This is a genomic window from Dactylosporangium sp. NPDC048998 (assembly GCF_043197855.1).
Lineage (GTDB): Bacteria > Actinomycetota > Actinomycetes > Mycobacteriales > Micromonosporaceae > Dactylosporangium.
The window spans coordinates 142,908-155,630 of the sequence record NZ_JBICTV010000001.1 but is presented as its reverse complement, the minus strand read 5'-3'; the positions used below and the strand labels follow the sequence as shown (position 1 = coordinate 155,630).

At 72.8% G+C, this 12,723-nt stretch carries 12 protein-coding genes; 3 read left to right on the top strand and 9 right to left on the bottom strand.

What is annotated here, in order from left to right; all coding sequences use genetic code 11:
* Positions 1-57: 57 nt before the first annotated feature.
* Positions 58-1,590, top strand: coding sequence for a diguanylate cyclase domain-containing protein (locus tag ACGFI8_RS00780; RefSeq protein ID WP_392798011.1), 1,533 nt, complete (start codon positions 58-60; stop codon positions 1,588-1,590).
* A 51-nt stretch (positions 1,591-1,641) separates the two neighbouring features.
* Here ACGFI8_RS00780 and ACGFI8_RS00775 read toward each other — a convergent pair whose 3' ends face one another.
* From ACGFI8_RS00775 to rpmE, 3 genes are all read right to left on the bottom strand, one after another.
* The gene (locus ACGFI8_RS00775) at positions 1,642-1,857 is read right to left on the bottom strand and encodes a hypothetical protein (protein WP_392798008.1); all 216 of its coding nucleotides are present in this window, start codon (positions 1,855-1,857) and stop codon (positions 1,642-1,644) included.
* 122 nt (positions 1,858-1,979) lie between these two features.
* Positions 1,980-3,083 (bottom strand): peptide chain release factor 1, encoded by a 1,104-nt coding sequence (gene prfA / locus ACGFI8_RS00770; protein ID WP_392798006.1) that lies wholly within the window; start codon positions 3,081-3,083, stop codon positions 1,980-1,982.
* Positions 3,084-3,181: 98 nt separating this feature from the next.
* The gene (gene rpmE / locus ACGFI8_RS00765; protein WP_392798003.1) at positions 3,182-3,409 is read right to left on the bottom strand and encodes a 50S ribosomal protein L31; all 228 of its coding nucleotides are present in this window, start codon (positions 3,407-3,409) and stop codon (positions 3,182-3,184) included.
* 212 nt (positions 3,410-3,621) lie between these two features.
* On the opposite strand from rpmE, the gene ACGFI8_RS00760 reads away from it, so the two are divergent.
* Positions 3,622-4,692: an RNA ligase gene (locus ACGFI8_RS00760; protein ID WP_392798000.1), complete on the top strand. Its 1,071-nt coding sequence runs from the start codon at positions 3,622-3,624 to the stop codon at positions 4,690-4,692.
* Entirely contained in the window at positions 4,693-5,592 is a 900-nt protein-coding gene (locus tag ACGFI8_RS00755; RefSeq protein WP_392797997.1) for an AAA family ATPase, read from the top strand.
* Between the two features lie 108 nt (positions 5,593-5,700).
* Here ACGFI8_RS00755 and rho read toward each other — a convergent pair whose 3' ends face one another.
* The 6 genes from rho to thrC form a co-directional block, all read right to left on the bottom strand.
* Entirely contained in the window at positions 5,701-7,719 is a 2,019-nt protein-coding gene (rho, locus tag ACGFI8_RS00750; protein WP_392797994.1) for a transcription termination factor Rho, read from the bottom strand.
* 332 nt (positions 7,720-8,051) lie between these two features.
* Positions 8,052-8,948, bottom strand: a complete 897-nt coding sequence (thrB, locus tag ACGFI8_RS00745; protein WP_392797991.1) for a homoserine kinase — start codon at positions 8,946-8,948, stop codon at positions 8,052-8,054.
* A 30-nt stretch (positions 8,949-8,978) separates the two neighbouring features.
* Complete coding sequence (locus tag ACGFI8_RS00740) at positions 8,979-9,176, bottom strand: hypothetical protein (RefSeq protein ID WP_392797988.1); 198 nt, start codon at positions 9,174-9,176, stop codon at positions 8,979-8,981.
* Positions 9,177-9,178: 2 nt separating this feature from the next.
* On the bottom strand, positions 9,179-10,030 hold the full coding sequence (locus ACGFI8_RS00735; protein WP_392797985.1) for an SPFH domain-containing protein: 852 nt from the start codon (positions 10,028-10,030) through the stop codon (positions 9,179-9,181).
* A gap of 285 nt (positions 10,031-10,315) precedes the next feature.
* Positions 10,316-11,527 (bottom strand): MFS transporter, encoded by a 1,212-nt coding sequence (locus tag ACGFI8_RS00730; protein ID WP_392797982.1) that lies wholly within the window; start codon positions 11,525-11,527, stop codon positions 10,316-10,318.
* A 144-nt stretch (positions 11,528-11,671) separates the two neighbouring features.
* Complete coding sequence (thrC, locus tag ACGFI8_RS00725; protein ID WP_392797979.1) at positions 11,672-12,721, bottom strand: threonine synthase; 1,050 nt, start codon at positions 12,719-12,721, stop codon at positions 11,672-11,674.
* Between the last annotated feature and the right edge of the window lie 2 nt (positions 12,722-12,723).

Here is a 12,723-nt window from a genome sequence, read left to right as displayed (position 1 = left end):
TGTCATCTTCGACTCGGTGCACCTCATAATCATGGGGCGCGCTGGAAGGGGGTCCCGATGGCGGTGGGCGACCGCACGTCGGATTTGACGCGCGCCCGCCGGCTGATCTTCGACGACCGGCTCGGCGAGGCGATGGCGGTCGTCGACCGGGTGCTGGAGGGCGACCAGTCGCCGCACCAGCGGGTCGAGGCGCTGAAGCTGCGCCTGATCGCGCTGATCAACCTGGGGCGCTCCGAGGAGTACGCCGCGGCGCTCGACGCCGCGCTCGCGGCCGGGCGGCAGGTGCAGGACCCCGCGCAGTACGGCGAGCTGCAGGCCCTGGCCGCGATCGTGGCCCTGCGGACCGGCTCGCTCGACCACTGCGTGCGCGCGCTGGTGCACGGCTCGCGGGCGCTCGGCGCGGTCGAGCTCACCGACGAGAAGACCGCGTGGGGCTGGCACAACCTGGCGATGGCCTACTCCTACGCCGGCTTCCACGGCCACGCCCTTTCCGCCATGGAGCGCGCCCGGGAGGTCGCCGAGCAGGTGGGGGTGGCCACGGCGAGCACCGACTTCGCCGCGCCGCAGATCCGCCTGCGCCTCGCCGTGGACCTCGACCACCGCGGGGACAGCGAGGGCTGCCTGCGGATCCTGCACGACATCGCGATCGACCTGGAGCGCCGGGTGCGCGACGACGAGGTCGGGCGGCTGCGGCCGGTGGCGCGCGGCGCGATGGGATACGCGCTGGTGCGCCTGGGCACGCTCGGGGCCACGGCGCCGGACGTCGACCCGTGGCCGCTGCTGGAGTCGGCCGGGCTCTCGACCCGCGCGAGCGACCTGCGCACGCTCGGCGCGGTCTGCCAGGCGATCGCCGAGAGCCGGCCGATCGAGGCGGTGGCCCGGCTGGAGACGGCGCAGGTGAGCGACGACTCGCTGGGCGCGGCCGAGCGGCACCGGCTGCGCGCGCTGGCGCACCTGGGTGCCGGGGACTACCGCGCGGCATACCACGCCGACCGCGGCGCCTACCGGGCCGCCAACGAGCAGCTCGACCTGCTGCGCGACCTGTTCGTCGACGGCGTCGCCGCGCTGGTCGACCACGAGGACCTGGTCCGCAAGGTCGACTTTCACCGGGGCGAGGCGCAGACCGACCCGCTCACCGGGCTGCCCAACCGGCGGTACCTCGAGGAGCAGATCACCCAGCTCGTCGCGGCCGGCGGCCACGCGGCGATAGGCGTCTGCGACCTCGACGGGTTCAAGGAGGTCAACACCGTGCACGGACACCTGTCCGGCGACCTGGTCCTGCAGCGGGTGGCCGGGGTGCTCAACCGTGTCATACGCAAGGGTGACTTCGTGGCCCGCTACGGCGGCGACGAGTTCGTGGTGGTGCTCCCGACGACGTCGCCGGCCGAGGCGCGGGAGATCTCCCACCGGATCGTCAACGCGGTGGCCTCGGAGGACTGGCAGTCGCTGGTGCCGGGCACGCCGGTCGGGGTGACGATCGGGTGGGCCGGCCTGTCCGGCGAGGACTTCCAGAGCGTCGCGGAGGCGTTCGAGGCCGCCGACCACGCGATGCTGCGGGCCAAGACCCCGCGCCCACGAGCGGCCTCCTGAGGCGCGGGGGCCGCCCGGTGTCGGTTCAGCGGGCAGGCTCAGCGGACGGGTTCAGCGGGCAGGCGACGTCAGCAGCACCCGGGCGTCCTCCTCGCGGACCCGCGCGCGCTCCTGGTCGGCGCAGACCGCGGCCCATGCGTTCGCCTTCGCCGTCGGCACGCGGTCGGCGCCCAGCATCGAACGGCCCACCTTGTAGATCAGGTCCGCGGCGGTGCCCACGACGGCGCGCGGGGCCGCGGAGATGTCGACGAGGGACGACGACGGCATGACTACCCTCCCGGATGGTGTCGGCGATCACGTTGGGTGCAGGTCGTTCGGCACGAAACGCTACCGGAGACCAGCGTCCCGCCGCACCGTTTCCGGAATGTGACATCGGCGTTAGACCCGCGTCACCCCCGGCTGAGCTGCTCCTCACCCGCGAGCCTGGCCTTGCGGTCGGCCTCCGCCAGGGCGTCCAGCACCCCGTCGAGGTCGCCACCCAGGGCGAGATCCAGGTTGTACGCCGTGTAACCGATCCGATGGTCGGAAATGCGATTCTGGGGGAAGTTGTACGTCCGGATGCGCTCCGAGCGGTCGACCGTGCGCACCTGTGAGCGCCGCGCGTCGCCGGCCGCCGCGGCCGCCTGCTCCTCGGCCAGGGCGACGAGCTTCGCGCGCAGCATCCGCATCGCGCGGTCCTTGTTCTGCAGCTGCGACCGCTCGTTCTGACAGGAGACGACGATCCCGGTCGGCAGATGCGTGATGCGTACGGCCGAGTCGGTGGTGTTGACGCTCTGCCCGCCCGGCCCCGAGGAGCGGAACACGTCCACGCGCAGGTCGTTGGGGTCGACCTCGATCTCGCCGGCCTCCTCGGCCTCGGGCGTGACGAGCACGCCGGCCGCGGAGGTGTGGATGCGCCCCTGCGACTCGGTGGCCGGCACCCGCTGGACGCGGTGCACGCCGCCCTCCCACTTCAGCCGGGACCACACGCCGTTGCCGCCGTCCGGAATGCCGCGGGTCTTGATCGCGACCGCGACGTCCTTGAAGCCGCCGAGGTCGGACTCCTGCGAGTCGAGGACCTCGGTGAGCCAGCCGTGGCGCTCGGCGTAGCGCAGGTACATGCGCAGCAGGTCGCCCGCGAACAGCGCCGACTCCTCGCCGCCCTCGCCGGCCTTGATCTCCATGATCAGGTCCTTGGCGTCGTTGGGGTCGCGCGGGGCGAGCAGCTCGGCGAGGCGCTCCTCCAGCTGCGGGATGCGTGCCTCCAGCTCGTCGGCCTCCCCGCCGAACGCCGGATCCTCGGCGGCCAGCTCGCGCGCGGCCGCGAGGTCGTCGCGGGCCTGCTCGAGCTCACCGGCCGTCTTGGCGATCGGCGACAGCTCGGCGAAGCGCCGGCCGGTCTTGCGGGCCAGCGCCTGGTCGGCGTGGATGCCGGGCTCGGCGAGCTTGCGCTCGAGTTCCTGGTACTCCGCCAGGAGCGTTGCGAGCCGCTGCCCGCTGGTGTCGGTGCTCATCGCGTCAGTCCTCACACAGGCCAGGAATTTTCGAACCCGAACAGCATCGGCGCCCGCACCGATACCCCGAGGGGACGGTGCGGGCGCCGGAAACGCAGCTACTTGCCGGCCTTCTTGGCCTGGACCTTCGCGTACTTCTGCTGGAACTTCGCGACCCGGCCCGCGGTGTCGAGCACGCGCTGCTTGCCCGTGTAGAACGGGTGGCAGACGGAGCACGTCTCCACGTGGATCTGCCCGCCCTTGGCGGTGCTGCGGGTGGTGAAGGTGTTGCCGCAGGAGCAGGTGACCTCGGTGGTCGCATACTGCGGGTGGATGTCCGGCTTCATGGCCGCGGTCCTTTCGATCAGTCGGTCGCCGGGTCGCCCGGGAGCGGGCGTGAACCGGAACCAGAGTTGGCCGTCGGTCAAGTCTGCCATGCGCGTGTCACGGCTCCTCAACCGGTGTGTGCAACGCGCGCACCCCCGCCGGCATTCCCGCGCCGGCGACCCGTCTTAATGGCTTCGTTCGCGAGCGTGGCTCACCTACGCTGTACCGCGCTATGAGCCTCCACATCGACGAACTCTGCGATCCGAAGCTGCTGGCCGACATGGTCGGCGGCGGGTACATCCGCATCCAGCGCCACCCCTCGCTGCCGCTGTTGATCCACAACTACTCGGAGAAGGCGCAGTACGAGAACGTGTGGAACGCGGCGACACTGGCCTGCCGCGGCCTCGTCGTCCACGCGGAGACGGGCACGGTACTGGCGCGGCCGTTCGCGAAGTTCTTCAACCACGGCCAGCCGGGCGCCCCCGACCTGGATCTGGACGGCCCGGTGTCGGTGACCGACAAGGCCGACGGCTCCCTTGGCGTGCTCGTCCCGACGCCGGAGGGCTGGGCGGTGGCGACCCGCGGCTCGTTCGACTCCGAGCAGGCGCGGCACGCGACGCGGGTGTGGCTTTCGCGGTACGCCGAGCGCTTCACGCCGCCGGCCGGGCACACCGTGCTGTTCGAGATCATCTACCCGGGCAACCGGATCGTGCTCGACTACGGCGGCCTGGACGACCTCGTCCTGCTCGGCGCCGTCGAGATCGCGACCGGCCGCAGCCACGGCCCCGAGGCGGTGCCCGGCTGGCCCGGGCCGGTCGTCGAGTCGTTCGGCTACGCGACCCTGGCCGAGGCGCTGGCGGCGCCGCCGCGCGACAATCGGGAGGGGCTTGTCGTGCACTTCACCGAGCCCGACACCCGGGTGAAGATCAAATACTCCGAGTACGTCCGGCTGCACCGCATCGTCACCGGCCTCAACCCGCGCGTCGTGTGGGAGGCCATGGTGAACGGCACCCTCGACGAGCTGCTCGAGCCGCTGCCGGACGAGTTCCACGCCTGGGCCACCGGGATCGCGGCCGGCCTCACCGAGCAGGTCGACGGGCTCGTGGCCGAGGTGGAGCGGGAGTACGCCGCGACCGTGGCCGGGCTGGCGCCGGGCTGGGCGCGCAAGGACTTCGCGCTCGCCGTGGCGCGCAGCCCGCGCCGCGGCTGCCTGTTCCTGCGCCTGGACGGCAAGGACTACACCCCGCTGCTGTGGCAGCAGGTGCGCCCGCCGGTGGGCGCGCCCGCCGTGGAGGATTCGTAGATGGCCACCCTGACGATCACCCGGGGCCTGCCCGGCTCCGGCAAGACCACCTGGGCCAAGCAGCAGCCGCACCTGGTCCGGGTCAACCGCGACGACATGCGCCGCATGCTGCACGGCGGCCGCGTCGAGGACCCGGAACGGCGCGGCCGCGCCGAGCGGGAGGTCACGGTCGCGCACCACGCCACGGTCGAGGGTCTCCTGCGCGCGGGCGCGGACGTGGTCTGCGACGACACCAACCTGCGCGGCCGGGTGGTGCGCGAGTTCGCCGAGCTCGCCGCCAAGTGCGGGGCGCATTTCACGGTGCGCGACTTCACCGACGTTGCGGTCGAGGAGTGCGTCCGCCGCGACGCGCTGCGCGGGGGCGACGGCCACGTCGGGGAGGACGTGATCCGCTCGATGCATCAGCGGTACCTCGCGGGCCGCGCCCTGCCCCTGCCGCTCCCGGTCATCGACCCGGCCCACGCCCCCTACGAGCCGCCGCCGGACGCGCCGCGGGCGGTCCTGGTCGACATCGACGGCACGGTGGCGCTGCTCAGCGGCCGCAGCCCGTACGACATGACCCGCGTCTCGGAGGACCGGCCGAACGCCCCGGTGATCGCGGCCGTGCGCGCCATGCACGCCGCGGGCCACGAGGTGGTCTTCTGCTCGGGCCGCACGGACGACTGCCGCGAGGCGACGGAGGCGTGGCTGGCCGAGCACGTCGGCGTCCCGTACCGCGCGCTGTTCATGCGCGTGACGGGCGACCAGCGCCGCGACTCGGTGGTGAAGGCGGAGATCTTCGACAAGGAGATCCGCAGCCGCTACCACGTCGTGGGCGTCTTCGACGACCGCCGCCAGGTGGTCCGCATGTGGCGCTCCCTCGGCCTGACCGTGTTCCAGGTGGACGAGGGCGACTTCTAGGCTTCCGGCTCGGTCTCGAGCCGCCGGCCAGGAAGACGCTGTCGATATTCCGCGCAACGCCGAACGCCCCTGGGCGGGAGGGCCCAGGGGCGTTCGGCGTCGGATCTCTTACTCGCCCGGCGTGGTCTGGGCGATCTGCATGAGGAACTCGACGTTGGTCCGGGTCTTCTTGAGCCGGTCCAGCAGGAGGTTGAGCGCCTCCTGCGAGTCGAGGGCGTGCAGCACCTTGCGCAGCTTGATGACGATCGCGAGCTCGTCCGGGGCCAGGAGGATCTCCTCCTTGCGGGTGCCGGACGGGTCGATGTCGATCGCCGGGAAGATGCGCCGGTCGGCGATCTTCCGGTCGAGCTTGAGCTCGGCGTTGCCGGTGCCCTTGAACTCCTCGAAGATGACCGTGTCGCCGGTGGAGCCGGTCTCGACCAGGGCCGTGGCGATGATGGTCAGCGAGCCGCCGTTCTCGATGTTGCGGGCGGCGCCGAGGAAGCGCTTGGGCGGGTACAGCGCCGTCGAGTCGATACCGCCGGACAGGATGCGGCCGGAGGCGGGCGACGCGTTGTTGTAGGCGCGGCCCAGACGGGTGATCGAGTCGAGCAGCACGACCACGTCGTGGCCCAGCTCGACCAGGCGCTTGGCCCGCTCGATCGACAGCTCGGCGACCGTGGCGTGGTCCGTCGGCGGCCGGTCGAAGGTCGAGGCGATGACCTCGCCCTTCACCGAGCGCTGCATGTCGGTGACCTCTTCGGGTCGCTCGTCGACCAGGACCACCATCAGGTGGCACTCGGGGTTGTTGCGGGTGATCGCGTTGGCGATCGCCTGCAGCACCATGGTCTTGCCGGCCTTCGGCGGCGACACGATGAGCGCGCGCTGGCCCTTGCCGATCGGCATCACCAGGTCGATGACGCGCGTGGTGAGGATGTGCGGCTCGGTCTCCAGCCGCAGGCGGTCCTGCGGGTAGAGCGGGGTCAGCTTGTAGAACTCGGGGCGGCGCTTGGCCTCCTCCGGGTCCATCCCGTTGACCGTGTCGAGCCGCACGAGCGGGTTGTACTTGTCCCGCCGCTGCTCGCCGTCGCGCGGCTGGCGCACGGCGCCGGTGACCGCGTCGCCGCGGCGCAGGCCGTAGCGCTTGACCTGCGACATGGCGACGTAGACGTCGTTGGAGCCGGACAGGTAACCCGTGGTGCGCACGAACGCGTAGTTGTCCAGCACGTCGAGGATGCCGGCCACGGGCACGAGGACGTCGTCCTCGCTGACCTGCGGCTCGTTGCCGCCGCGCCCGGTGGTGGCCTCGGCGCCGTCGCGGTCGCGGCCCCGGCGGCGGTCGCGGAAGCGGCTGCGCCGCCCGCGGCGGCCGGTGCCGTCGTCGTCGCCGTCGTCGTCGGCGGCGAAGCCGCCGCGCTGGTTGCGGTCGGCTCGATCGCCCCGGTCGGCCCGATCGGCCCGGTCGGCCCCGTTGCGCTCCGCCCGCTCCTGGCGGTCGGCGCGCTCGGCCCGCTCGCCGCGGTCGTTGCGCTCCGCGCGCTCAGCCCGCTCGGTGGTGCCGCGCTCGGCCCGCTCCGCGCGCTCGGTGGTGCCGCGCTCGGCCCGCTCCGCGCGCTCGCCCCGCTCCGCGCGCTCAGCCCGCTCGGTGCCGCGCTCGGCCCGCTCCGCCGCGCGCTCGGCACGGCTGGGGCGCTCGGCCCGCTCGGCAACGGGCGCCGCGGCGGCCGGCTCGGCGGCCTCCTCGCGGGCGGCCCGCGGCTCCGGCGGCCCGGCGGCCCGGGTGGCCCGACGAGGGGTGCGGGCCGGCGTTTCGGTGACCTCGGTGGCGGAGGGCCACTCGGCCTCGGGGGTCTCAGTGCGGGCCTCGCTCTTGGCCCGCGTGGCCCGCGTGGTCCGGGCGGGAGCGGCCGCGGGGCGCGACTCGCCCGCCTGACGCTCCTGGATGGCGGTCACGAGCTCGCCCTTGCGCATGCGGGCGGTGCCGGAGATGCCCAACGAGGCGGCCAGGCTCTGCAACTCGGGCAGCAGCATGCCGGCCAACCCCGTGCCCGAGCGCCGCCGACGCGTCGCGCCGCCCTCGGCGCCGTCGGCCTCGACCGCGGTGCGGTCGGTGGAGACATCCGACGTGACGTCGGTGGTGTCGCTCAATGGATTCCTTCCCTCGTTAGGCCGGGGCTGCCCGGATGCGAGAACGGTGGCCGGGTGGCCCGCGGGTGCTCCCGCCTCGCGTGCGGTGCGGGAGGTGTTGCAGCGCTGTGCGGTGGGCGTGGACGCCACCATTTGCGTCACTGGCCCAGCCGTGCGCGCGCGACCACACGAAACGCGGGTTGGCGGCCGGGCGTGTGCAAGGGGTGCCACGGAATTCGGAGCACGCCGCCCCGCATGAGATCGCCGCACTGAGCGGCTGCTGTAGGACTAGAGAGTAATCAACTCCGTTAGTCAGCGGCAACAGGGTCCCGCTCGGCGTGTTCCAGCGTACCTCATCCCAGGTCACCGCCGAGCCGCGCGCCCGCCACATCGACATCCAGCGGCAGAACACGCCAACCCGGCACCGGCCGCGGCGCCCAGCCGCCGGTGCCGAACGCGAGCACGCTGGGGCCCGCGCCGGACACCACGGCGGCGACCCCCTCGTCGCGCAGCAGCGCCAGAAGGCTTGCCGTCAACGGCATTCCCTCCGCTCGGTAGCCCTGGTGCAGCCGATCCTCCGTCGCCGCGAACAGCAGCCCCGGCTCGCTCGTCAGCGCGTGCACCAGCAGCGCGGAGCGCCCGGCGTTGAAGGCGGCGTCCTCGTGCGGCACGGTCTTGGGCAGCGCCGCGCGCGCCTCCTCGGTCAGCCCGCGCACCTCGGGCACGAAGACCACCGGGTGGATGTCCTCGGCCGGCTCGAGGCGCACCGCCGCGGCCCGCCCGCGCTCGCCCCAGGCGATGGTAAAGCCGCCGAGCAGGCACGGCGCCACGTTGTCGGGGTGGCCCTCGATCTCGTCGGCGAGGGCGAGCGCGCCGGCGTCGTCCAGGCGCTCGGCGCCGTCCTCGACGAGCGCGCGCGCCAGCACGATGCCGGCGACGATTGCGGCGGAGGAGGAACCGAGGCCGCGCGCCTGAGGAATGCGGTTGCGGCAGCGCAGCGCGAGCCCGGCCGGGTGCTCGCCGAGCCGGTCGAACGCCCGGCGCATCGCCCGCACCACGAGGTGGCTCGCGTCGGCGGGCAGCTCGCCATCGCCCTCGCCGGTCACCTCGACGCTCACCCCGCCGGCGGTCACGCGCGCCTCGACCTCGTCGTAGAGCGTCAAAGCGAGGCCGAGCGCGTCGAAGCCCGGACCGAGGTTGGCGCTGGTGGCGGGCACGCGAACGACGACGGGGTCGAGCAGTAGGGCCATGGGGACATCTCACCATGAGGACAAGTGCGCTCAGTCTTCAGGATCGTCGTCTTTCGACGGTACCTCGTCCCGGTCCCGCCTGACCTCACGCCCGGCCTGGCGCAGGGCGAGGCGCAGCGCGAACTCGATCTGGCCGTTCACGCTGCGCAGTTCCTCGCCGGCCCAGCGCGCGATCGCGTCGTAGACCTGGGGATCGAGCCGCAGCAGCAGCTTCTTGCGCTCCGGCACGATCAGCCGTACAGCGTGCCGGTGTTCACGACCGGCTGCACGTTGCGGTCCCCGCACAGCACGACCAGCAGGTTGGCCACCATCTGCGCCTTGCGCTCCTCGTCGAGCTCGACCACCTGCAGCTCACCGAGGCGCTCCAGCGCGCTCTGCACCATGCCGACCGCGCCCTCCACGATCTTGTACCGCGCGCCGACGATCGCGCTCGCCTGCTGCCGCGCGAGCATCGCCTGGGCGATCTCCGGCGCGTAGGCGAGGTGGGTGATGCGCGACTCGAGCACCTCGACCCCGGCGAGCGCGACCCGCTCCCCCAGCTCGGTGGTCAGCTCCTCGCTCACCACGTTGCCCTCGCGCAGGCTGGCCCGGCCGTCCTCATGCGACTCGTACGGGTAGCTCGTGGCGAGGTGGCGCACCGCCGCCTCGGCCTGCACGGCGACGTAGGAGATGTGGTCGTCGACGCCGAAGGACGCCTTGAACGTGTCGGCCACGCGCCAGACGACGACGGCCGCGATCTCGACCGGGTTGCCGTCGGCGTCGGAGACCTTGAGCCGGTCGGTCTCGAAGTTGCGCACCCGCCGCGACAGGCGGCGCTTCGCGGTCAGCGGGACGGTCCAGTGGAAGCCGGCCTCGGAGACGGTGCCGACGTAACGCCCGAAGAACTGGATGACCCGCGCCTCGTTCGGGTTGACCACGGTGAAGCCGGTCAGGATCACGGCGCCGATCAGGGCCAGCACGGCGACGGTCGCTCCTGCGGGCTCTTCCGCCAGGTTGGCGGCGGCCGCAGCCGCGGCGACCGCGAGGATGACCAGCACGCCGAGCATCGCGAACCCGGCAACCCGGAACGCCCGTCGCTCCATGACTCCTCCTTGGGGGATATCGAAGTGATATCACTACGATAGCCCCACCGCGCAAGCCCCTTACGGCGCGCCGCCGCAGCGCGCGGGGTTCTTCATGATCACGGAGCGAAAGTGCTGCTCAGGGTACATGTTCACGCCGTGATCAAGGGGAACGCGCCGGCCGGTCGGCGTCGCGTCGAGTCACGACTCCTGGCGGAGTCATGACTGAACGGACTTTTCCCCTGCCAGGGCATAAGTCCGAAAAATTCGGACACGAAGTGTTCGGATTTTTCGGAACGACCACTCCTACGGCGCCGCCGGAGCCGGGCGGCGCAGGGCTACCGTGGCCCAGCCGGCCGCGTAGAGCACGGTCACCGTGCCGCAGGCGGCGATCAGCAGGCGCGGGGCGGTGTGGTCGACGAAGGCGCCGACCGCGAGCTGGCTGGCGGCGATCGACAGGGTGGCGAGCATGAAGTCGGTGGCGAACACGCGGCCGCGCAGGGCGTCGGGGACCTCGGCCTGCAGCACGTAGTTCGACATCATCCAGTTGCCGCCGCCCGCCAGGTGGGCCAGCACGACGCCGGCCAGGACCAGCGGGAACCAGGTCGCCAGGCTGACGCCCACGTAGGAGACGCCGTAGAGGGCCATCGACAGCGCCAGGCCGGGCAGCAGCCAGGCGCGATGCGACAGTACCCGGCGCAGCAGGATGGGGCCGATCAGGGCGCCCAGGCCGCGGGCGGCGAAGAGCAGGCCGGTGCCCAGCGGGCCGGCGCCCAGCGCGGCGGCCAGGACGGGGAAGACCGTGAGGACGCCGTTGCCGAGGCCGACCGCGGACTTGACGGTCACCAGGGACGCGACGCGGGGGTTTCCGCGGATGTACCGCAGTGCCTCGGCGATGGCGGCGAACGGGCGCGACGGCTCGGCGTCGCGCTCGGTCTGCAGCGGCCGGCGGACCCGCCAGACCTGCAACGCCGACAGCGACAGCAGGGCGGCGGCGAGCGCGAAGCACGGATAGGGGCCGAACGTCTCCGAGGCGATGCCGCCCAGGGACGCGCCGATCACGAGCATCGTGCCCCACGCCGAGCCGCTCAGCGCGTTGGCCGCGGAGAGGTCACCGGCGTCCACCACGTTGGGCAGCGCGGCCTGGGCGGCCGGGGCGAAGAACGCCTTGGCGACGGCGATCGCGCCGACGGCGACGAGCGCCACCCAGGCCGTCGCCGGGGTGCGGACCAGCAGCAGGGCGAGGGCGCAGGTGGCCATGGCGAGGTCCGCGGCGATGAGGATGCGGCGGCGGTCCAGACGGTCGGCGACGGTGCCGGTGTACGGCAGCAGCAGCGCGGTCACGCCGGTGTCGGTGGCCAGGACGAGGGCGCCCCACAGGCCGCTCCCGGTCAGGTGCGGCAGGAGCGTGAGCAGCGGGATCATCACGAACCAGTCGGCACCCAGGCCGATGAGGTCCGCGGCGAAGAGGTTGCGGAAGTCCTTGTTGCGGGTAAGGACCGAAAGGGCGGGCGGCACCCCCACACCGTAATGGTTGTCGCTCTTGGCGCCGCGGACCTGGCAGGGCCGGGGCCGCCCTTCAGGCAGGCCCCGGCCCGGTGACTCGCGGGAGGAACGGTCCGCAGGTGACGCGGCCCGAGTCCAGAGTTTGTTCAGGCTTGGTTAAGCGAGGTCGAGCGCCTTCGCGGCGGCCAGTGGGTCGGCGGGGATCGTCGTCGGCGCGGGGGCGGTGGAGATCGCCCACTCCGGGTCCTTCAGGCCGTGGCCGGTGACCGTGCACACGACGGTCTGGCCCGGCTCGATGCGGCCCTGGGCGGAGGCCTGCAGCAGGCCCGCCACGCTCGCCGCGCTGCCCAGCTCGACGAAGACGCCGACCGAGCGCGCCAGCAGGCGGTAGGCCTGCAGGATGTCACGGTCGGTGACCGCGTCGATGAGGCCGCCGGACTCGTCGCGGGCGTCGATGGCCCTGGTCCAGCTCGCCGGGTTGCCGATGCGGATGGCGGTCGCGATCGTGCTCGGCTCGCGGACCACTTCGCCGCGCACGATCGGGGCGGCGCCGGAGGCCTGGAAGCCGAACATGCGCGGGCGGCGGGTGGCGTTGCCGGCGGCGTGGTCCTCCTTGTAGCCCATCCAGTACGCCGTGATGTTGCCGGCGTTGCCGACCGGCAGGCAGTGGATGTGCGGGGCGTCGCCGAGGCCCGCGACGATCTCGAAGGCGGCGGTCTTCTGGCCCTCGAGGCGGTCCGGGTTGACGGAGTTGACCAGCGACACCGGGTAGTCCAGCGACAGCTTGCTGGCCAGGGCCAGGCAGTCGTCGAAGTTGCCCGCGACCTGCAGCAGGCGCGCGCCGTGCACGAGCGCCTGGGCCAGCTTGCCCAGTGCGATCTTGCCGGTCGGCACGAGGACGGCGCAGGTGATGCCGGCGCGCGCGGCGTACGCGGCGGCCGACGCGGACGTGTTGCCCGTCGAGGCGCAGATGATCGCCTTCGCGCCGTCCTCCAGGGCCTTGGAGACCGCGACCGTCATGCCGCGGTCTTTGAACGAGCCCGTCGGGTTGGCCCCCTCGACCTTGAGGTACACGTCGCAGCCGGTACGCGCGGAGAGCTCGGGCGCCGGCAGCAGCGGCGTGTTGCCCTCGTGCAGCGTCACGACCGGGGTCTGCGGCCCGACCGGCAAACGGTCCCGGAACTCCTCGATCAAACCCCGCCACATGG

What these genes read in the sequence shown, in the direction of transcription:
- ACGFI8_RS00780 (WP_392798011.1), top strand. Translation starts at nt 58, where the DNA reads ATGGCGGTGGGCGACCGCACGTCGGATTTGACGCGCGCCCGCCGGCTG.
- ACGFI8_RS00775 (WP_392798008.1), bottom strand. Translation starts at nt 1,857, where the DNA reads ATGCCGTCGTCGTCCCTCGTCGACATCTCCGCGGCCCCGCGCGCCGTC.
- prfA (WP_392798006.1), bottom strand. Translation starts at nt 3,083, where the DNA reads ATGAGCACCGACACCAGCGGGCAGCGGCTCGCAACGCTCCTGGCGGAG.
- rpmE (WP_392798003.1), bottom strand. Translation starts at nt 3,409, where the DNA reads ATGAAGCCGGACATCCACCCGCAGTATGCGACCACCGAGGTCACCTGC.
- ACGFI8_RS00760 (WP_392798000.1), top strand. Translation starts at nt 3,622, where the DNA reads ATGAGCCTCCACATCGACGAACTCTGCGATCCGAAGCTGCTGGCCGAC.
- ACGFI8_RS00755 (WP_392797997.1), top strand. Translation starts at nt 4,693, where the DNA reads ATGGCCACCCTGACGATCACCCGGGGCCTGCCCGGCTCCGGCAAGACC.
- thrB (WP_392797991.1), bottom strand. Translation starts at nt 8,948, where the DNA reads ATGGCCCTACTGCTCGACCCCGTCGTCGTTCGCGTGCCCGCCACCAGC.
- ACGFI8_RS00735 (WP_392797985.1), bottom strand. Translation starts at nt 10,030, where the DNA reads ATGGAGCGACGGGCGTTCCGGGTTGCCGGGTTCGCGATGCTCGGCGTG.
- thrC (WP_392797979.1), bottom strand. Translation starts at nt 12,721, where the DNA reads ATGTGGCGGGGTTTGATCGAGGAGTTCCGGGACCGTTTGCCGGTCGGG.